This is a genomic window from Nitrospirota bacterium (genome assembly GCA_016194305.1).
In the GTDB taxonomy this organism is placed as follows: Bacteria; Nitrospirota; Nitrospiria; order JACQBW01; family JACQBW01; genus JACQBW01.
Window position 1 is genome coordinate 1 of the sequence record JACQBW010000016.1, and the last position, 20,686, is coordinate 20,686.

The 20,686-nt window shown below is 49.3% G+C and carries 16 protein-coding genes; all 16 read left to right on the forward strand.

Annotated elements, in window-relative coordinates; translation table 11 throughout:
* The coding region (locus HY200_05960) for a zinc ABC transporter substrate-binding protein (protein MBI3594487.1) at positions 1 to 293 on the forward strand (293 nt) is incomplete at its 5' end.
* A 25-nt stretch (positions 294 to 318) separates the two neighbouring features.
* Positions 319 to 1,920, forward strand: a complete 1,602-nt coding sequence (locus HY200_05965) for an AAA family ATPase (protein MBI3594488.1) — start codon at positions 319 to 321, stop codon at positions 1,918 to 1,920.
* Positions 1,917 to 2,888, forward strand: coding sequence for an ankyrin repeat domain-containing protein (locus HY200_05970; GenBank protein MBI3594489.1), 972 nt, complete (start codon positions 1,917 to 1,919; stop codon positions 2,886 to 2,888). The genes HY200_05965 and HY200_05970 overlap by 4 nt, the downstream gene beginning before the upstream one ends.
* A gap of 533 nt (positions 2,889 to 3,421) precedes the next feature.
* On the forward strand, positions 3,422 to 4,372 hold the full coding sequence (locus tag HY200_05975) for a hypothetical protein (GenBank protein ID MBI3594490.1): 951 nt from the start codon (positions 3,422 to 3,424) through the stop codon (positions 4,370 to 4,372).
* A complete protein-coding gene (locus HY200_05980) occupies positions 4,369 to 4,737 on the forward strand; it encodes a copper resistance protein CopC (protein ID MBI3594491.1) in 369 nt (122 codons plus the stop codon). The genes HY200_05975 and HY200_05980 overlap by 4 nt, the downstream gene beginning before the upstream one ends.
* A 141-nt stretch (positions 4,738 to 4,878) precedes the next feature.
* Positions 4,879 to 5,931, forward strand: a complete 1,053-nt coding sequence (locus HY200_05985; protein MBI3594492.1) for a CopD family protein — start codon at positions 4,879 to 4,881, stop codon at positions 5,929 to 5,931.
* 106 nt (positions 5,932 to 6,037) lie between these two features.
* Positions 6,038 to 8,650 (forward strand): hypothetical protein, encoded by a 2,613-nt coding sequence (locus HY200_05990; GenBank protein MBI3594493.1) that lies wholly within the window; start codon positions 6,038 to 6,040, stop codon positions 8,648 to 8,650.
* Positions 8,638 to 11,781, forward strand: a complete 3,144-nt coding sequence (locus tag HY200_05995; protein MBI3594494.1) for a DUF2309 domain-containing protein — start codon at positions 8,638 to 8,640, stop codon at positions 11,779 to 11,781. The genes HY200_05990 and HY200_05995 overlap by 13 nt, the downstream gene beginning before the upstream one ends.
* Positions 11,778 to 12,119 carry a P-II family nitrogen regulator gene (locus HY200_06000; protein ID MBI3594495.1) on the forward strand — a complete coding sequence of 114 codons (342 nt, stop codon included), beginning with the start codon at positions 11,778 to 11,780 and terminating at the stop codon, positions 12,117 to 12,119. Before HY200_05995 ends, HY200_06000 begins: the two co-directional genes overlap by 4 nt.
* A 138-nt stretch (positions 12,120 to 12,257) precedes the next feature.
* Positions 12,258 to 12,893 carry a carbon monoxide dehydrogenase gene (locus HY200_06005; protein ID MBI3594496.1) on the forward strand — a complete coding sequence of 212 codons (636 nt, stop codon included), beginning with the start codon at positions 12,258 to 12,260 and terminating at the stop codon, positions 12,891 to 12,893.
* Positions 12,894 to 12,921: 28 nt separating this feature from the next.
* The gene (locus tag HY200_06010) at positions 12,922 to 13,659 is read left to right on the forward strand and encodes a 2-oxoglutarate:ferredoxin oxidoreductase (GenBank protein ID MBI3594497.1); all 738 of its coding nucleotides are present in this window, start codon (positions 12,922 to 12,924) and stop codon (positions 13,657 to 13,659) included.
* A gap of 183 nt (positions 13,660 to 13,842) precedes the next feature.
* A complete protein-coding gene (gene hyfB, locus HY200_06015; GenBank protein MBI3594498.1) occupies positions 13,843 to 15,894 on the forward strand; it encodes a hydrogenase 4 subunit B in 2,052 nt (683 codons plus the stop codon).
* Between the two features lie 28 nt (positions 15,895 to 15,922).
* Positions 15,923 to 16,864 (forward strand): respiratory chain complex I subunit 1 family protein, encoded by a 942-nt coding sequence (locus HY200_06020; GenBank protein ID MBI3594499.1) that lies wholly within the window; start codon positions 15,923 to 15,925, stop codon positions 16,862 to 16,864.
* A 7-nt stretch (positions 16,865 to 16,871) separates the two neighbouring features.
* The gene (locus tag HY200_06025; protein ID MBI3594500.1) at positions 16,872 to 17,534 is read left to right on the forward strand and encodes a hydrogenase; all 663 of its coding nucleotides are present in this window, start codon (positions 16,872 to 16,874) and stop codon (positions 17,532 to 17,534) included.
* A gap of 4 nt (positions 17,535 to 17,538) precedes the next feature.
* Positions 17,539 to 19,089, forward strand: a complete 1,551-nt coding sequence (locus tag HY200_06030; GenBank protein ID MBI3594501.1) for a hydrogenase 4 subunit F — start codon at positions 17,539 to 17,541, stop codon at positions 19,087 to 19,089.
* Complete coding sequence (locus HY200_06035) at positions 19,082 to 20,674, forward strand: NADH-quinone oxidoreductase subunit C (protein ID MBI3594502.1); 1,593 nt, start codon at positions 19,082 to 19,084, stop codon at positions 20,672 to 20,674. The genes HY200_06030 and HY200_06035 overlap by 8 nt, the downstream gene beginning before the upstream one ends.
* Positions 20,675 to 20,686: the final 12 nt, after the last annotated feature.

The window sequence follows — 20,686 nt, forward strand, 5'->3', positions numbered from 1 at the left end:
ATCACTTTGGATTAAAAGTTGTTGGGGAGGTCGAACCATTGCCGGGAATTCCCCCCTCGCCATCTTCTCTGGCCAAATTGGCTGACGTTATGATAAAAGAAGATGTCAAAGTCATCCTGATGGAGCCATTTTATCCGGACAATGGTCCCGAATTTATCGCCCGGAACACCGGAGCGAAGGTTGTCATTCTTCCCGCTTCTGTGGGGGGAAAAGATGAAATCAAGAGTTACGCGGACCTCTTTGAATTCGATGTAAGAAAGGTGATCGAGATATTAGGTTCAGTCAGAAAATGATCTTTCGATTATATTAGAGAGCACCATGTCTTCAAGCCATGTTCCGAAATTGATAGAATCTCTTGGGAATCCCTCTATCTATCCTCATTCGGTCGAATATATTGAATGCGTGGAGACCCATATTTCCTGGATCATCCTGACGGGTCCCTATGCCTATAAAATCAAAAAACCGGTTAATCTTGGTTTTGTCGATTTTTCCACCCTGGGAAAAAGATACTTTTATTGTCAGGAAGAGCTCCGGCTTAACCGAAGATTGTGTCCGGCTCTTTATCTCGGGCTGGTTTCCATCAGAGGAAGTGAAATCGCCCCGGAATTGAATGGAACAGGTCCGGCAATTGAATATGCCGTCAAAATGGTACAATTTGATCGCGCGTTTGAGTTAGACAAGGTACTCAAAAGGGGAGAATCCTTATCGCCATACCTTAAAATGCTTGCTACGGACCTGGCCAAGTTCCATCGATTGGCGGCCATTTCGTCAGAAGAGAGTTTCTTTGGCACTCCGGAAACGATAGCGATTCCGATGAAAGACAACTTTTCGAAAATCAGGGAATTTGCAAGGGATCAGAGAGAATTAGATCAAATTGACCGGTTGGAGACATGGACGTTGACGAGTTTGGAAAGGCATCGAGAATATTTTTACAGCCGGAAAAAAAGAGGTTTTATCAGAGAATGCCATGGCGATCTCCATCTTGCAAATATGGTGTTGATCAAAGATCGGGTCATGATATTTGACGCCCTTGAGTTCAATGAAACCCTCCGGTTTATCGATACAATAAGCGACCTGGCCTTTCTCTTGATGGACCTGAATGCTATGGGGCGCCCTCAGTACGCCAACCAGTTCTTAAATGATTACTTGAGCGAAACAGGGGACTATGAGGGCCTAGTCGGACTCCGCATTTACCAGGTCTACCGCGCTATGGTGCGAGCTAAAGTCGCGTCAATCAGGATGAATCAGACCGATATCCGGCAGGAAGAGTCCGATCCGCTCCGGGACTCCCACCGGAACTATATTGATCTGGCGGAGAAATATATCGTTCCAGAAAAAAGTGTGATCCTGATGACCTGCGGATTGTCCGGATCGGGCAAGAGTATTTTGGCAAAGCGGATTTCAGATGCCGAAGGGATGATCTGGATCCGGTCGGATGTGGAACGAAAAAGAATGGCAGGTCGGTCAGCCGGTCAGAATTCCGGGATGACTGTAAAGGGGGGGATATACACGGCAGAAATGACCCAGCGGACCTATGGCCGAATCAATGAGATTTCAGACCGCTTGTTAAAAGAAGGATTTTCCGTTATTCTGGATGGCACTTTTCTCCGGACAGATCAAAGAAGAGCGGTCATTGAAACCGCCCTAAAGAATGGTACACCCTGTATTATTCTGCATTGTTCACTCTCGGAGGAAGAACTGCGCCAGAGAATCATTCTCAGAAAAAAAGAAGGAACAGATCCTTCTGAAGCGGATCTTAAAGTATTAGCGTGGCAGAAAGGGACATTTGAATCATTTTCTCCGGAAGAAGCGAGGCGAGTTTTGGAAATTAATACCGCGATACCTTTAAATATCCCGGGTATCAAGTCCGGAATCAACCGGATGATTGAGGATTATTATCGAGAACAGGAGAGAAGATGAAAAAAGAATTCTGGGTCATGATCGTTTTGTTAGTGAGTTGCGCATTCCTGGAAATCCAGCAGGCATCTTCGGCTCCCGTTGAAAAAAAGGAGTCGGATATTCCGCTTGCAAAGGCCGCCGCAGTGGGTGACGAAAAGAAAGTGAAGGAACTGATTGAGCGTGGATCCGATGTCAATCAGAAAGACGAGGAAGGGATTACCCCGCTTCACCGGGCTGCCGGGGCAGGACATCCCGAAATCGTGAAAATTTTATTAAGTCATCATGCCGAGATCGAGGCGAAAAACAGAGAGGGGGACACACCGCTGCACTGGGCCGCGGGGGGTGGGCACCCTGAGGTGGTCTCTCTGCTTCTGGCGAATCATGCAGAGGTCAGTGTCCGGGACAATCATGGCAACACGCCGCTTCATCGTGCCGCGGGATGGGCAAAAAAAGAGGTCGTGGAGATTCTTCTCAAACACCATGCGGATTTGAATGCCCGGGACAATGACGGGACAACGCCTCTCCATTGGGCGGCAGGAGGCGGAAATCGGGAAGTCGTGAAAATGCTGATCGCGCTGGGAGCAGATGTCAATGCACGAGATCAGGATGGGGGGACCGCGCTTCATCGTGCCGCGGGGTGGAACGTCAAAGAGGTGGCCGAACTTCTCCTGAGTGCCAATGCCGACATTGAAGCGAGGGACCAGGATGGGACGACGCCCCTGCATTGGGCCGCGGCCGGGGGCCACGAAGGAATGGTCTCCCTGTTATTGGCCCATGGTGCGGATGTCGACAGCCGGGATCGGGATGGAGAAACGCCGCTTCATAAAGCGGCGGGATGGTCGGATCAAAAAATCGTTCAGCTTCTTTTGAAAAATAAGGCCGATCCTCATTCCAGAAATGTGCACGGCGCGACCCCGCTCGATAAGGCTATCGAAGGCGCTAACCCGGAAGTAGTTGATGTCCTTAAAAAATTGGGAAAATCCAGGTAAGAGTCAATGCGTTCCCTTTCCATTGACTCCATTTGATTCCAGGAGATTCAAATTTCACCGATTTGATTATTATTTTAAAAATAGTGTAAACTGAAACCATGCGACGGATGGGTTCAAATTCAAGATTTTTTCGCCTTTCGATTGGATGCATTCTCTCCCTGTATTTTTTCGTCTCCTATTCTTCTGTAATCTGTTCCTTTCATCATTTGTCCGAAGAGGGGGGCAAGAAGGGTCACCACCATGGTTCAGCAAAATCTGAACCTGATAAGAATTCGAAACATTCTTTTGATTTCTGCAAGTTTGCACAGTCCATCTCTCCGGTTATTCATTCGGCTGCTTCCAGAAGCCCGGTTTCCTTACGTCCGGTTGCCATTGCAATATTGGACTCTCCTTCCGTTATATCGAAAGGGTCAGTAGCCGGCATCTTTCCTCGAGGTCCTCCTCTCTATTTCAATCTTTAGATTTGCCAATTCCTCTATTTTAAATTAAAAACTTGTCAATCGAATAAGATTGTTCCCAGAAGGAGACTATCCGTGTATCGACTTTCATTAGCTTTGATTTTGTTCGTTTTATATACGTTCTCTCAACCACTTCCAACCTTGGCGCATGGAATTGTCGGTCAGCGATTTTTCCCGGCGACCCTTGTCGTCGACGATCCCTTCGTTGCGGATGAAATGGATTTATTGGGGTACGCCTATCTCCCAAGTCCTGAACCGGCCGATGCGACGCACACTTTAAGTCAGACCTTTAAAGTAGGTGTATCCAAACGGCTTACGAGAGACCTGGGCCTGGAATTGTCAGCCGCTTACCTCAAAGACAGTTTCGATGGTGCAGATAGCGTGGAGGGTTTCGATAACCTGGCGGTTGCGGTCAAATATATTCTTTTCAAAAGTCCTGCTCATGAGTTTATCACGGCCTCATCGCTCGATTTTGACCTGGGAGGTACCGGGACCAGGAGCGTCAGTGATCCATTTACGACCCTCACGCCCAATTTGTTCTTTGGCTATGGGTTTGGAGATCTTCCTGATTCGATGCAATATTTTCGGCCATTCGCAATAACAGGTCAGGGGGGCCTTGCGGTTCCCATTACGGATGGAAGTTCAAACGGGGGATCCGATTACAGTACATCGCTGAATTATGGCTTTACCGTCATGTATAATACGATGTACCTTCAGTCGTTTGTAAAGGACATCGGGCTTCCCAAACCATTTTCTCGCACGATTCCGCTTGTGGAGTTTAGCTTTACGACTCCAATCAATGGTCCAAACCAGTATCTGAGCCCGGCATCCTATGCATATCCCGGTTTTTTGTGGATTGGGAAAGTGTGGGAACTCGGAGTCGAAGCCATCGTCCCGATTAACAGCGCGACCGGAAGTCAAACGGGAGTCCAGTTTCTCGTCCATCTGTTCCTGGATGACCTGGCTCCGGATATTTTTACCCGATCACTTTCGGGTGAAATTTTGGGACCTACCCAGGCAAAATGATTTCTAGAAGCATTTTATATGGAGGAGTCCTATTAGGACTCCTCCTCTTGACCCGCGGTTCCGGTTCGGCTCATGTTTTTCCGGATCACTCCGATCCTCGTGTGGGGTCCGAGATTAATTCCGCACCTCCGATGGTCCGCATCTGGTTTGATGGACAGATCGAGCCGATTTTTTCGACGCTCCAGGTTTTGGATGCTTCTGGAAAAGAAGTGAGTCTGAAAAATTCGCGGGTCGATGAAAAGGATCCGTCCATTTTAGAGGTTTCGATTCCGTCGCTCTCTTCCGGAAAGTATTCGGCAATCTGGAAAGTACTGGCCAGGGATGGACACTTGACGGAAGGAAAGTTCAGCTTCACGGTTAAGTAGGATTAGATACAAGCGAGCAATGCGAGCGAGAGGGGAAAGCTTCATCCGGCTTGGCCGGTGAAGGGGGCGACGTGAGCCCCTATAATGGATGGGCATCTGACGGAAGGCAAATTCAGCTTTACGATCAAATAGGGAATAATCATGGCGCACGAAATGTTGCCAAGCATGGGTTCCAGCATTGATTTTCATTTGGTGTCAATGGCAACGGTCCGTGGACTCTGGCTTCTTCCATTTATCCTGATGACGGGTATCGTGGGATTCCGGCTATTTGTGTTTGACGCTATGACTGAAATGCCTGACGAAGCCCCTTGGAAAATATCAATCAGGAAAAAAATCAAGATATTTAGCCGCCGGTGGATCAACATCTCCCTGATTTCTTTCGTGTCGATGTGTCTGGTGGCTCTCATTCACGAAACGATGATGATTACAGGAAAGAATGTTCTGGATGTTTTCCCTTTCCTGCTCACGGTTTTGGAAAAAACGCACTGGGGAAGGGCCTGGGTCGATCGCGCGATTCTCGTGACGCTCCTGGCGATGTTCTGGGGTTCTTGTCTGAAAAAGGAAGAGTTCCCGTATCGCTGGTTCTTTGCCATTCTCGCCCTGATTTCGATTACCTTTAGTCTGATAGGACATCCCGCTGACCGGGGGGATTTTCATTGGTCAATCCCCCTGGATGCCCTTCACCTCTTTGCTGTCTCGCTTTGGATCGGAGGCCTGTTCCCTCTTTTTCGACTCTGCCTGCTGGTCAGAGAGAGTTATCATTCAGAGATGAATCGATTCTTGACCCGGGTGATTGAACGATTTTCGCTCATGGCGATGATTTCTATTGCGTTTATTTTCTCGACCGGGTTCTATTCCGTCTGGAACTCCTGGCAAGAAATTCCTTCATGGCGCCTGCTCACCGACTCGAACTATGGGAATATTCTTGCTACGAAGATCACTTTTGTCCTGGCGACCTTGTTTTGCGGCGGACTGAGCCGGTTTATTATATTACCTGGAATTCGAAAGATCGCTTCCGGAGACGGGTCCCACCTCGTCAAGCGGTTTTTTGCCTATTTATTGATTGAACTTATTTTTGCGTCAGGTGTCCTATTTCTCGCCTTCTTCCTGACCCAATCGACCCCTCCTGCAGTTCATTCTCATCAAGACGTTCTGGAAAATTCCCTTGACGTCAACCTCCGCTCTGGGTTTTAATTTTTCAGTGGGAAGTTAGCCTGGATTATCCTGACATCAGGATCGGTTGGGTGATAAGCCGACTCAAGCATTCATTTGGGCGGCTTTTTTTTTGCGGGAGGCTTTTTTGATCTTAACCTATTATCCGCTCCTTATTTTTATTGCGCCCCTGATCGCAGGGCTGGTCACCCTCTTTTTTGGGGGAGTGCTGGGCAAAAAGGTGCATCAGATTGGGGCGGCGGGGCAGGCTTTGTCCTTGGGCGTCTCGCTGCAACATTTTTACAAAGTGATTGCGCATGGTCCTGAAAGAATCAATCTTGACCTGTTTTCATTCGCGGCGAGCGGCATTTTCCACTTTGGATTCTATTTCGACCGGCTTTCTTCATTGTTGATGGTCCATATCACCCTGATCAGCACGCTCATTTATATTTTTTCAAATCGGTATATGCAGCAGGACCGAAATTATACCTGGTTTCTTTCGCTTCTGAGTCTGACCACGTTTGTCCTCCTCTGCATGATTTCGAGTTCAAACCTCCTGATGCTTTTTTTCTTCTGGCAGCTCTTGAGCTGGTTTCTCTGTCTCCTTTCGTATCACTACTCGCACCTTCCCACTGTTCGGGGCGCATTTAGAACCTTTGTGATGCAACGGATCGGAGACGTGGCGTTCTTAATGGGAATTCTTCTCGCATACGAACTTTACGGAACATTTGACTTTGTCCAGCTCTTCGACCGGGCCGCCCAGATTAAAACTTCATTTTCCATCTGGCCGGCGGGAGGAATTGAAATGAGTGGAGCCACGGCCGTCACCTTCCTGATCTTTATTGGCGCAATGAGTAAATCGGCCCAGTTTCCTCTTCATATGTGGCTTCCGGACTCCCTCTATGCTCCCACGCCGGTTCATGCTCTGCTTCACGCGGGCATTATCAATGCCGGGGGATTTCTCCTGAACCGCCTTGCTCCGCTGTACGGGCTCTCTTCCTCCACGCTTCATTTTGTTTTCGCAACCGGAGTTCTGACGGCGCTGCTGGGCGCAGGAATGATGCTGACCCAGAACGACATTAAAAAAACACTCGGTTATTCCACCATCGGTCAGATGGGCTATATGATTATGGAGTGCGGCCTCGGAGCCTTTTCTTTGGCGATTTTCCATCTCATTGCGCATGGACTGTTTAAAGGAACGACTTTCCTCAACTGTGGACATGTGATTCATGCGACCCGGCAGGAGCCGAGACATCCGCTTAAGGACAACTCGGCAGGAGCCATCGAATTTTCGTTTCTAACCTGGTTGACCGGATTCATTACGACCTTGATCCTTCCTCTGATTATTCTCCTCGCCGCCCACGGCGTTCTCAGTCTGCCACTGCGAAACGCACAAGGGGTGGTCATCTTTCTCTTTTTCAGCTGGGTCACCTCTTCTCAGGCAATCATGACCCTTTACCGATTGCAGGCGGTGGCGTCGCGAAAAGTAGCGGCGCTGATGCTTTTGACGCTTCTCCTGGTTGTTCTGACCTATCTCCTGGCAGCTCAGGCATTCACCTATTTTCTCTATCCGGACCTGGGAGCCGTTGTTTCTTACTTTCAGGCCGCTGCGCTTCCCGCTTGGCTTTTTGATGTCATTGTCGAAACAACCGCGCTGGCCGTTATCCTGAACTGGGTATTCATTTATGCACGAAGCCACGGACAATCGCTTCATATGCCGGCCTGGGTCCGCGGCCTTGAGGACCGTGCCTACCTCTTTTTTATGAATCGGCTTTATCTGGACGCATTGGCCTTCAAACTCCGGACGCTGCTCTCTCGCTTTTTCATTCGACTGGACAAGACCTGGTTGTTTCCAATCGTGACGATATTCATCGCGGCCGCCTGGTTATTCATGTTCTCCGGAAAGGACTGGCTGGATCAGATAACAGGACCTGAAGCGATTCTTTTTTTGGGAACTGCTCTCATGGTTCCGCTCTTTCCCTTCCAGGGGATTTACCTCACTGTTCTGTCCCGTCTTCCGGGTTATTTCTCTCTGGTTTTTGGCCTGCTTATGCCCCTGGCGGGCATGATGAGTCTGGCAAGACTTGTTCCGCAGATGCCGCAATCTTTTCTGGACGGGGTTGAGACTCTGGCTCTTTTTGGTGTCTTCTATGGATCGATTAAAGCGTTGGCTCAGAACAGACTGAATTTATTGCTGGCTCATGCCGGAACCGCCTTCTACGCCTTTCTTTGGTGGCACTGGGCGGTGACTGGATATCTGACACCGCAGGCAGTCGTTTATACCTGCGGGGTGACGCTGGTGATTGGCGGGCTTCTCCTCGCAGATCTGCGCCTCCGGACGCGTTACGGCAGCCTCGATCTCAATCAGTTAGGGGGCCTGATCAGACCGATGCCTCGTTTTGCGGTCTTGACGGTGTTGCTGGTGATGGCAGGGATGGGACTTCCTCCCTTCGGACTCTTCTCGGGTTATGTGGCGATGTTGCTTGAACCGTCCGTTAAATTGGGCTGGGGACTTGCGGCTGCTCTGATGACCTGGCTTGTTCCGGTGTGGTATTTATTCCGGTTGATACAGAGACTCCTGTTGGGTCCGCATCGTACGGATCTGGTTTATGAGGATTTTACGCCAGCTGAATTCGTACCTCTTCTGGCTATCGTGATGGTGTTGTTGGTCCTGGGCCTGCTGCCGTACGGATTTTTCGAGTCGGATTCACTGAAATACAGCTATCAGTCGGCCCTGGAGCTTCTGAAATGGGACAGATAGAAAAAGCGCCCTATAGCGAAACCCGGCGGATGCAGCTGCGAGGAATCACCCTACTCGCAAGCGAAATCATCTCTCAATACTGGCCGATGCGCACCTTTGTCCACCACAATCCCTTGCATAATCTGGAAGACCTTCATTTTGAGGAGGCGGTCAGGCGGGGAGAGGTCTTGTTGGGAGGCCGGGGTTATTTATCCAATTCGCTTTTTCGAAGTTATGTTCAAGCAGGCAGAATTCGCCTGGACGCGATCGAAAACGCGCTCAAGACGATTGTTAAGGAAAAAGCCGTGACGCTGGGCACGCGGGATATAAATCAAATAGAAGTGCTTCGTACCCATCTCCTCTGCGGAATCTCGGCCCCTGTCGACGAGATACTTGAGGCCCGGATTCAGCGCCGTCCGGATCGTCATGATATTCAGTCTCTGGCCGATCATCTCGCTTTGGGGCTCCACTTTCAGGAAGCAGAGAAAATAAGGGAGTCTCCTGGACGGGAAAAAAGAGGCCCACTTGGAATCAGGTCCACTCTTTCGGCCTGGTGCGATGATACCTTTGGAAGCCAGATCATGGATCTGATTAATCGCGAATCGGTGAAATGGTGTGAGGCCTATTTAGACGAGGGGCATGCGACCTGGCCCCTCCCTGGCCGGGAGAAGGGATTCTACGGAACCTGGCAATTTCTGGCGGAACAGGAATTCTCGCCTTGCGGAATTTTAGAAAGTGGGAAGAAAATAGCAGCCTTGCCCACTTCTCCGGAAGATGCCCTACTTGAACATCTTCTTGTGCTCGGTATCCCATTTGAACATTGGCAGGATTATCTGACGCTCCATTTAGCGGCTTTACCGGGCTGGGCAGGTTTTATCAAATGGCGGGCCGACCAGAGCGAATATGAATGGCAGCAAGTCTATCCCGTTGATCTGGTCCAGTATCTTGCGGTGCGTCTTTGGTATGAACGCGAACTGGTTCAGAAAATCAGTCCGGAAAAAAGGGGTGCCGAAGATCTTTACGCTAGAATGTTTTCCGATCATATGCAAAAGGAAAAATCCGGTCAGAATTCCCGCCTGAATGCCTCCTGGAGACTAATCGACCTTGCCCACAGGCTCGAAATGGGTACGGAATCTCTGTTAAACTCTCCGTCTGAACGCCTGGAAGTCCTTTTAGATTGGCTAGATGGTTTCCCGGAATCGGAGCATGGTTTCATCTGGCTCAGGGCATTCGAATCTGGGTACCAGGAAAAGCTCGTGACTCAACTCAGAACCAATCTCCAAAAAGAACGGGATGGAGGAGAGGCGGGTTCTGATGAAATGCGTAAAATCAGGCCCCAGGCACAAGCGATATTCTGTATTGATGTGCGATCAGAATCCCTAAGACGCCATTTGGAATTGGTCGGAGACTATGAGACCCTTGGATTTGCCGGTTTCTTTACTGTTTTTATCCGATTTAGAGCTCTGGGTAGCCACCATGATACTTTTCAGTTTCCGGTGATTATGAAGGCCAAGAACGCGGTACGGGAAGTTCCGCGTACCTTTCAGGGTCAGATGCTCACCCGGCACCAGTCGGGCGCCAGGTGGCTCCATGCAGGCCACGAACTCTTGCATGACCTGAAAGAGAATATGGTTACACCCTATGTGACGGTAGAATCTCTTGGTTGGTTTTACAGCCTGCCGATGATTGGTAAGACGCTCTTTGTAGACGGATATCGCAGGCTGACATCCCGACTTCGACGGATTTTTGTGCCTCCAGTGGCCACCAGCCTGACGGTGGAGAAATTGTCACGGGAAGAGGTCAATGAGATGCTCGCTTCTGAACAGCGTGCAACCATCCGGCGCGCACTGAACGAACGTTTCGGCGATCGTGAATTGAATCTTTCATTAGAGAGACTGGAAGGTCTTCGCCTTCGTGCGCTCGATGATCCGGGAGCGGGAGAGCACACTTCGAGAAATCCTTCCCATTCGTATGCGCTAACCCCTGACGAAGAATCGAATTTTGTCGAAACGCTTAGGAGTGAGTTCCGAATTAATCCGGGCTGGGCATTTGCCAGAATGGAGCGCATTACCCAGACCGGTTTTACGTTGAGCGAACAAGTTTTCACGGTCGAGACCGCTCTCAAGATGATGGGGCTGACCCGGAATTTTGCGCGTCTTGTCCTCCTCTGCGGCCACAACAGTATATCCGAAAATAATCCCTTTGAAGCTGCTCTGGATTGCGGCGCCTGCGGCGGAAATGGAGGGAAACCCAATGCCCGGGTACTCGCGGCCATGGCCAATAAACCTCAAGTCCGTGAGCATCTCGGAAAAAGCGGGATCATGATACCTCAGGATACCTTTTTTATCGCGGGTCAACATGATACCGTGACGGATGAAGTGGAATTGTTCGATCTGGAAGATCTTCCGCCCACTCATCTGAACGACCTCCTCCGTCTGATTCGGGACTTGAAGGAAGCCGGATTTCGCAATAGCCGCGAACGGTGTGCACGGTTTCCCGAGCTAAAATCTCCATTGTCTCTTGCCAGAGCGGGGAGGGAGGTCAGAAGACGAAGTGGTGACTGGAGCCAGGTTCGCCCCGAATGGGGGCTTTCGGGCAATGCGGCTTTTATTATCGGTCGTCGCATTCTCACCCGGGGCATTGATCTGGAGGGGAGGGTTTTTCTCCATTCTTATGATTGGCGCCAGGATTCGACCGGACGCCTGCTGGAGATTTTGATGACAGCGCCCCAGGTCGTGGGACAATGGATCAATATGGAGCACTACTTTTCGACAGTCGATAATGAGGTCTACGGGAGCGGAAGCAAGATTTATCATAATGTCGTCGGCAGAATCGGAATTATGTCAGGACCGCAGAGTGATCTGCGGACAGGACTGGCTACCCAGACAGTGATGAATGGAATGCGACCTTACCACGAACCGATGAGGTTGTTGACGCTTATTGAAGCGCCAAGGGAAAGGATTATCGGAATCATTCAGCGGCATCGTCTCTTAAAGAATTATTATGACAACGGTTGGGTCCAGTTGATGGCGCTTGAACCGGAGGAGAAAAATTTCTATCTCTATCTTCCGAAACAAGGTTGGAACCCCATGAAATTGGAAACGCCCATTCCATATCCCAAATTGAAAACCAAAAAGGAGCCTTTTATATGACAGGTCTTACGCTTTATCCCATGAAGGAAATCAGGATCATTTTTCAGGGAGAACATTTAAAATTTGTGACGGATATGCTGGACAAAGGTCAGGTCACAGGCTATACGATTATTCACAACGTCTCGGGCAAAGGTCATCATGGGTTTCATACCGCCCATCCGATGTTCAATGAGATGGACAGCCTGGTGATGTTAATGGCGGTCGTAGTGCAGGAAAAGGTCGAACCGATTCTGGCCGGACTCATCCCGCTGTTCGATCGCTACACCGGAGTCATGTTTGTCTCGGATGTGGCGGTGAGCCGGCGCGACTATTTTTCCGCTCCTTCCGGAGGAAAGTAATCCGATAAACTGGCCAAAGCCCGGTTGGATTGCCCAATTGGATCCGTTGGATCAGCGTGGAAAAACAGCGCTTGACCTCGGGACTTTCTCCATGTTAGTTTAAAAAGATACTTTGTTGTAGAGGTGAAAGGAGTTTTTATGGAAATTGAATATAAGAATTATCGGGTAGAATCCGGTCCGGAAGCCTTTCTACCTCCTGCTGCAGCCTGTGTCGGGATTACACTCCCTGACCCGGGAGAGGGCCATGTGCATGGGGTCATTGTCTCTGAAGATATTGCCCTGGAAGCCGCTGCAAAGGCCCTTTTACAAGCCAATGTCCCGACTATTTTCCCGGGACCTTTGATACTCTGGGAATGGAATGATCATGTTGCGGATAAAGCAAAGACGTTGAGACAGCTCTATGAAGAGCTCAAGGTCTATAAACCGACAGCGCTTTTGATTCCGATGCCTGACTACCGGCCCAAATATCCAAAAATCAATCCGGAAGTTGAAATTAATCCGAACCATCCTAATTTGACGATCTGGCATAACAAAATTGATGCCTGTATTTTTATAGGAGTTCATTGTCATCAGGCCAATCTTTCGCTGAAGATTATTCGAGGGGGAACAAATTGTTTCACCATCGCGCTCTGTGCTCAGGCAGGCCACGAAGATGCCATGGTCTCGGTGAGGGACAATGATGTCCAGCAGATCAACAAACTGAGAGCAATCTTGAAAAAAGTGGCAGAGTCTCCAGAATTTGCCGGAAAATTAGGAAAAAAGGCGTCATCGTAAAAGAGGGTTTAAGAAAGGAGTTTTGAACATGCCTACCGATTTGGAACAATATCGGGTATTACCCGGACCCGAAGGAATACTTCCTCCCGCAGCCGCCTATATGGGCGTTCTTTTACCGGAAGAGGGGCAAGGATTGCTGGAAGGGGACCTTGTGAATGAAGAGAAAGCGATGGAAGCGGGTGCGATAGCGATGCTTACCCGGAAAAATCCGACGCTTTTCCCCGGCCCGCTGATTGTCTGGGGATGGGATGCACATACGAACGAGAAAGCCAAAATTGTATTGGAAATTGCTCAGGAAATTCCCGGCGTCAGGATTATTCCGATGCCGGACTATCGTCCCATTTATCCTAAAATCGACCCGGAGGCGGTGATCAATCCCTGCCATCCTAATTTGACCATTTTGCACAATAAAATCGAGGCGTGTGTTCTGGTCGGTGTTCATTGTCATTATGCAAACGTGACGCTCAAAATGATCCGTGCAGGGACGAACTGCTATACGATCGCACTCTGTGCCGCGGCAGGTCATGAAGATGCCATGATGTCGGTACCGAATTGTGACAGGGAAAAACTGATTAAGTTCAGAAATGCTTTAAGAAGAGTCAAAAAGAACGGCGTTAAACCGAAGTATGAAGGAAAAGGCATTATTCCTTCATCTGCCTATCAAAGCGCAAGACTCACCGGTCAGGACTTTCATCCGGTTCCTGAGGCAGAGGCGCATGGTTTGGGCCACGATCTCGAAAAAGGTCTGGACGAAAACGAAGAGTAAAATTTAAAAAAAAGTGCTTTCCGGTTCTCCTCCTGCAGGTAACCTCTTTTCGGAATCTGCAGGGGCGGAGTCCGGTGAGCTCTTTGCCCCCGATTCAAATCCGCATTCACAGTTTAGGTTCCGTTCCTTTATTCCACAATCCGGTCTGGTAAAAAGGTTTTCTTTCTGCTAAGCTCTTCTTCCGTGTCAAGAGATCCTTCGCAACTCACTCATACGCTGTTTCTGTGGGTCATCTTTCTTTACGGAACTGGCGCAATTCTTCCTTTCCTTTTTCCTCGAAGACCTCATTTACAAAATATCATTGCCCATGGCGTGGCATGGGCCGGGTCAGTTGTTTCGCTGATACTGGCCGTTTTTGCACTGGGTCTCGACACACCGGCTATATTTTATTCTCCCTCTTCATTTCCTCTGGTGGAGATTCAATTCAGGCTCGATCCTCTGTCCGCATTCTTTATTCTTCTGATCTCGATGTCGGGAATGGCGGTCTCTCTTTATGCCTTTGAATATGTCCGCAACTTTGAAGGGCGATATCCTGTGGGTCTGCTCGGAGGGCTTTTTAACGCTTTTCTTCTTTCGATGACTCTGGTGGTCACCGCGGACAATGGTTTTCTTTTTCTTATTCTTTGGGAAATCATGTCGCTCGTCTCTTATTTTTTGGTGGTCACAGAGCATGAAAAGCCCGAGACGCGCCATGCCGGATTCTTTTATTTCATCATGACGCATTTCGGGACAATTTTTATTATGATTTGTTTCGTCATGTATTATCAGCAGAGCGGCACTTTTGACTTTGAGGCCTTTCGGGCTTCCGGAACGGGCATGCCACAGGCAATTCGGACTCTGATATTTCTAACCGCACTCGTTGGATTTGGAACCAAGGCCGGGATTGTCCCATTACATCTTTGGCTCCCTTATGCGCATCCTGCCGCCCCATCTCATATCTCTGCGCTGATGTCCGGCGTGATGATCAAGACTGCGATTTATGGACTCGTGAGGGTCTATTTTGACTTTCTCGGAAATGGTTTCCCCTGGTGGTGGGGATTTACTATCCTGGTTATCGGAGCGATTTCAGCTCTGCTGGGGGTCATGTATGCGCTGATGGAACATGATCTGAAAAGCCTGCTCGCCTATCACAGCGTCGAAAATATCGGAATCATCCTGATTGGCATAGGATGCAGTATGATTTTTCAATCCTACGGCCTAAAAAGCCTTGCTGCGCTGGGACTTTTGGCGGGCTTGTATCACACCATCAATCATGCCATGTTTAAAGGCCTGCTTTTTCTGGGAGCAGGATCCGTCCTGCACAGTACCCACAGCCGGAATATGGAGGAATATGGCGGCCTGATTCACAAAATGCCCTGGACAGCCCTCTTTTTCCTCATCGGGGCGCTCTCCATTTCAGCCCTCCCTCCGACGAACGGATTTGTCAGTGAATGGATGATTTTTCAGTCACTTTTCCTAAGTTTTGAAATTCCCGATCTCCTGATGAAAATCTTCTTGCCGATTGGCGGGGCGATGCTCGCCCTCACAGGGGTCCTGGCCATGGTCTGCTTTGCAAAGGCGTTTGGAATCAGTTTTCTGGCAAAGGCACGAAGCGCCCGTTCAAAGCAAGCCGTCGAAGTGCCTCTTCTGATGCGAATCGGTATGGGAATCATGGCTCTGTATTGCGTGGTTCTTGGACTCGCTCCTGCCTGGGTGGTTCCGTTACTGGATCGCGTAATTACCCCTTTCACTCAAACGCCCGTTGCAGGGAGTATGATTTCAAAAGGCGGATGGACACTGGAGCCGATGGGAGCGAAATATGCGAGTATTTCCACGCCCGCATTGACGCTGATCATGTTAGGCGTGATTCCGGCGACTCTTTTCCTCGCGGTGGCGCTCGGGGGACCTCTTCGAAAACGATTCTACCGAACCTGGGGATGCGGATTAAAACTTCATTCGGGGATGGAGTATACGGCAAGCGGGTTTGTCCAGCCGATTCGCCAGATTTTCAGCATGATTTATCGCCCGACGGTAAAACTTGAAACGGAAATGCTGGAACAATCCCGATATTTCGCAAAACGAAAAAGATTTGATCTGAGTTTTCAGCCGGTCTTCCAGCTGTATCTATATGATCCGGTTGTCCAGTTTTTTCTGAAGCTGGCAGACCGCTTTCGCATCATTCATGCCGGAAATCTTCATGTTTATCTGGCGTATATCTTGCTCACCCTTATCATTCTCCTTTTATGGGTGAGATAAAAGGAGCCTGTTATTGAATACAGTTCAAATGACATTCCTGACGCTTTTTCAGGCCATTTTGGTGTTGGCGATATCTCCATTTGTTTCCGGCCTCATACGTAAAATCAAAGCCCGACTTCAGTGTCGCCGGGGCCCGGCTCTGATTCAACCCTATTACAATCTGGTAAAACTTTTTCGCAAGGAGATTGTCTCCTCGCACGACAGTTCGTGGATCTTCATCGCGACTCCTTACATCCTTTTTTCTTCCACCCTGACTGCGAGTCTCCTGGTTCCGATTTTTCTTTCGCAGGTGCCTTTTAACTTTGCGGGTGACATCATTACGGTCGTCTATCTTCTGGCCCTGGGAACATTTTTCCTGATGCTGGCAGGTTTGGATTCGGGTTCCCCTTTTGGAGGGATGGGGAGCAGCCGGGAGGCGATTGTGGCGGCCTTGACAGAACCCGCAATGATACTCTCTATTTTCGCAGTCGGTCTGACAGCCGGATCGACCAATCTGAGCACCATTGTCCACAAAATGACCCTTTCAGGCGGAATCATGTCCGACCCTCCTCCGCATCTCTTGGCTCTGGCGGCATTATTTATTGTGACGCTTGCAGAAACCGGCCGTGTGCCAGTCGATAATCCGGCGACCCATCTGGAACTGACGATGATTCACGAAGGGATGATTCTGGAGTATTCAGGCCGCTATCTGGCGCTCATTGAATGGGCCTCGGCAATAAAATTGCTCCTTTTCTTAACCCTGATCAGCAATATTTTTGCGCCATGGGGAATTGCGACTGAAATCAATCTTTCTGGCGTGTTCGTTGGTATCGGTGTCTGGTTGGCCAAGGTCTCCTTTCTCGGGGTTTTGATCAGTGTCATTGAGTCGATGTTTGCCAAACTCAGGCTGTTTCGAATTACGGAGTTGTTAGGTGTGGCGTTCATTCTTTCGCTCCTTTCTCTTGTTTTTTATTATATTTTGAGGGCCTGATTCAGCGATGTTTCGTCCGGACACCGGTTCCCAGTTTGTGAATATTTTTTCGATGCTTCTCCTGGTTACCACCTTTGCAATCGTTTCCCAGCGAAGACTTTCGGCTTGTGTGGATCTCTTTGCCCTTCAATCCCTCTTTTTGGGTTTGATTGCGGCTTTGGTCGCCTATTTAACAGGCATACACCACATTTACGTTGCGGCTCTTCTGACCATCGTGATCAAGGCGTTGATCATTCCACTCATTTTGAAAAAAGTGATTGAACATCTCAATGTGAAGCGCGAGCTGGTTCTCAACATCAATATTCCTGTTTCGCTCTTAATCTGCGGCGCGCTGGTCATCCTCGCTTTTTCTCTGACCCAGCCGCTCATTTCCCTCGGATTCCTGCTGACAAAAGATTCTCTGGCGGTCGCTCTGGCCATAATCTTAATTGGATTTTTTACCATGATTTCAAGAAAAAAGGCGGTTTCCCAGGTGATTGGATTTCTGGTCATCGAGAACGGCATTTTCCTGGGAGCGATCGCTGCCGCTTACGGCATGCCGCTGATTGTGGAGCTTGGAATTCTTTTTGATGTTCTCGTGGCATCGATCATCACCGGAATTTTTACCAACCGGATACAGGACGCGTTTGATACCATCGATGTCAGCCAATTCAAAGGAAAGAAAGAGTAGAAAAATGACGGTATCCCAAATGATTTTGATCCTGCTGATATCGCCTCTTCTTGCAGGGATTTTGAGCCTCGGATTTCGCACTCCGAAAATACTCCATGGCATTAACTTTGTGACGATTGTCATCCTGGCTGCCTTTCAGTTTCTGCTGACACGGGAGCTCCTGAAGAACGGTTCATTTTTTGTTTTTCATCGCTTTTTTGCTGTGGATGCCTTGTCTTTATTTGTGCTCCTGATTGTCACGTCAGTTGGATTTACCTCTTCCATTTACGCATGGTCCTATCTCAACCGCCATCTTGTTCAGGGGAATATTTCGTCTAAAAGGTTAAGCCGGTATTTTTTTCTCTTTCATATGTTTATGCTCACGATGATATTGGCGATTCTTGCCAACAACCTCGGTATTCTTTGGGTTGCCATCGAAGGGACGACTTTGGCGACGACTTTTCTCATCAATTTCTTCAAGCTCAAATCTTCACTTGAAGCGGGTTGGAAATATCTGATTCTTTGTTCGGTCGGAATCGCCCTGGCTCTTTTTGGAACCGTTCTCATGTTTCTTTCTTCCGCCCGTGCGCTGGGCGAATCCAATGCGGCGCTTGAAATATCAGAGCTCATCCGGGTAGCCGGCCAGCTTGACTCCCATGCAATTAAACTGGCCTTTATTTTTATACTGATCGGCTATGGGTCTAAAATAGGGTGGGTGCCGATGCATACCTGGGTGCCGGAGGCTTACGCTGAGGCGCCGGCGCCTGTTTCCGCCATGCTGGCGGGGGTTTTGGAGACGGTTGCTTTTTACGCGGTGTTAAGAGTCAAGACGGTTGTTGATGCGGTTGTGCCATCCGGATTTGCCGGATATCTCCTGATTTTGTTCGGGTTTCTTTCGTTTGGTGTCGCGGCCCTATTTATCCTCGTTCAGCGGGATTATAAGAAACTCTTTGCCTATTCCAGTATCGAACACATGGGTATTTCGGCGATCGGATTCGGGATCGGCAGTTTTCTCGGAAGCTTTGGAGCCCTGTTTCATCTTTTCAATCATGCCATTTCCAAATCGCTGGCTTTCTTTGCAGCAGGTAATATTCACACGTTATTTGGAACCCGAGAGATGAATAAGGTAACGGGTCTGGCGAAAAGAGATCCCGTGACGGCGCTTGCTTTCCTGGCGGCAGGATTGTCACTGGTCGGGATGCCCCCCTTTGCGATGTTTGTCAGTGAATATTCGGTGGTCGCCGCTCTGGCCACACAGATTTATCATACCGACACCTTTCACTTTGGAAAATTCATGACCCTCATCGTTTCCAATGAAGTCCGCAGTCTTGCCCTTGTATCCTTGTTTCTCCTCGTGAGCCTGATCGTATTCGGGGGATTCATGTTCCGCGTCCTGGGCATGCTTTGGGGGAACCCTTCGATATCCCCTCCAGCGGATCGTTATTTCAAAGTCGCCAATATTCCCCTCCTGATGAGTATCGCTGTGATTCTCTTCATGGGAATCGTACTTCCGCCGTCGTTGAAGGAAGTCATGAATCTTGCTGTGACGATTTTAGTCGGAGGAAGACATGGCTGAATTCAGGGAAGCGCTTGAGGAATTTTCCAGGAGATTTAAAAACCTGATCCTTTCCCGTGAGATGGTGACTGGCATACCTGTCTATCATATCGGAAAGGAGTCGCTTCCCGAGATTGCGCTCTATTTGATTCACCACCCCAACCTGGCTGGGACCTTGTCCATGGAATGGGCGGCTGATCTGCGTCCCATGAAGGAGAGTTACCGCATTTATACCCTTTTTTCGTTGATGAAGAAAGGATTCTGGATGATACTCACTCTGGATATATCGGGAAAGGAGCGTCTCTACCCATCGATCACTCCCCGAATTCACGGGGCCAAATGGTATGAAAGGGAGATTCGGGATATGTTCGGTCTGATCGCGGATGGTCATCCAGATCTGAGGCGGTTGGTGCGGCATGAACATTGGCCCAAAGGGACGCATCCTTTAAAAAAGGATTTTACCTGGAACACGACGCTGGAGCAAAAGGACGGGACTTACCTTTATCGACATATTGAAGGTGAAGGGGTTTTTGAAGTGCCGGTCGGACCGATACACGCGGGAATTATCGAGCCCGGTCATTTTCGATTTTCGGTGGCCGGGGAGCCGATCATGCAGTTGGAAATCCGTCTCTTTTGGAAGCATCGGGGCATTGAAAAGCTCTTCGAAAATTTACACCTGTTGAACGGAGTCCCGCTGGCGGAAAAAGTCTCGGGGGATACGACCTACGGACACAGTCTCTGTTATTGCCAGGCCGTAGAGTCTCTCCTTGCGCTTGACGTTCCTCTTCGTGCGCAATACCTCAGATCACTCTTTCTGGAAATGGAACGGCTCCACAATCACCTCGGCGATATTGGCGCAATCTGCAACGATGCGGCCTATGCACTCGCACTGGCTCACTGCGGCCGGATGAAGGAGCAGGTCATGCAGCTGAATGATCGATTGGCAGGACACCGGTTCCTGCGGGGTGTGAACAGGATCGGCGGGGTCACTCTTGACCTTGAAGAAGCTCAACTCGAGGGAATCGTATCCGTGATGAGTGAAATCGAAAAAGATTTCAGGGAACTTTCAAATATCTTATTTGTCAATGCTTCTCTCACTGATCGGCTGGAGACGACCGGATTGCTGAAAGAGCGCACTGCAAGAGATCACGGGGCTGTCGGTGTTGTTGCCAGAGCCTCCAATATCGATCGCGATGTCCGTCGGGACCATCCCTTTGCCGCTTACGGCAAACTAAACATTAAAATACCGGTTTTTCAATACGGCGATGTCAGGGCAAGAGTGCGTGTGCGAATCGAAGAGACTTTTGAATCGTTGTCCATCATTCAGAGGATTTGCCAGGAGCTGCCCGGAGGATCTGTGACAGTCGATTCGAACAAAGAAGCAAGTCCCGGAGAATGGAGCTTGTCGGCGGTAGAAGGATGGAGGGGCGAAATCCTTTATTTTGTGATGGCCGGAGAAAATGGGATGATTCATCGATGTAAGGTGAGGGATCCATCCTTTGTCAATTGGCCCGCGCTTCAATATGCGGTGCTCGGAAATATTGTTCCCGACTTTCCGGTGATCAATAAAAGTTTTAACCTGTCCTATTCGGGCAACGATTTATAGGTTTTGAAGGAG

Coding starts and splice junctions, on each gene's coding strand:
- HY200_06030 (MBI3594501.1), top strand. CDS start 17,539: ATGACGGTATCCCAAATGATTTTGATCCTGCTGATATCGCCTCTTCTT.
- HY200_05980 (MBI3594491.1), top strand. CDS start 4,369: ATGATTTCTAGAAGCATTTTATATGGAGGAGTCCTATTAGGACTCCTC.
- HY200_05965 (MBI3594488.1), top strand. CDS start 319: ATGTCTTCAAGCCATGTTCCGAAATTGATAGAATCTCTTGGGAATCCC.
- HY200_05970 (MBI3594489.1), top strand. CDS start 1,917: ATGAAAAAAGAATTCTGGGTCATGATCGTTTTGTTAGTGAGTTGCGCA.
- HY200_05985 (MBI3594492.1), top strand. CDS start 4,879: ATGGCGCACGAAATGTTGCCAAGCATGGGTTCCAGCATTGATTTTCAT.
- HY200_06000 (MBI3594495.1), top strand. CDS start 11,778: ATGACAGGTCTTACGCTTTATCCCATGAAGGAAATCAGGATCATTTTT.
- HY200_06005 (MBI3594496.1), top strand. CDS start 12,258: ATGGAAATTGAATATAAGAATTATCGGGTAGAATCCGGTCCGGAAGCC.
- HY200_06010 (MBI3594497.1), top strand. CDS start 12,922: ATGCCTACCGATTTGGAACAATATCGGGTATTACCCGGACCCGAAGGA.
- HY200_06025 (MBI3594500.1), top strand. CDS start 16,872: ATGTTTCGTCCGGACACCGGTTCCCAGTTTGTGAATATTTTTTCGATG.
- HY200_06035 (MBI3594502.1), top strand. CDS start 19,082: ATGGCTGAATTCAGGGAAGCGCTTGAGGAATTTTCCAGGAGATTTAAA.
- HY200_05995 (MBI3594494.1), top strand. CDS start 8,638: ATGGGACAGATAGAAAAAGCGCCCTATAGCGAAACCCGGCGGATGCAG.
- HY200_06020 (MBI3594499.1), top strand. CDS start 15,923: ATGACATTCCTGACGCTTTTTCAGGCCATTTTGGTGTTGGCGATATCT.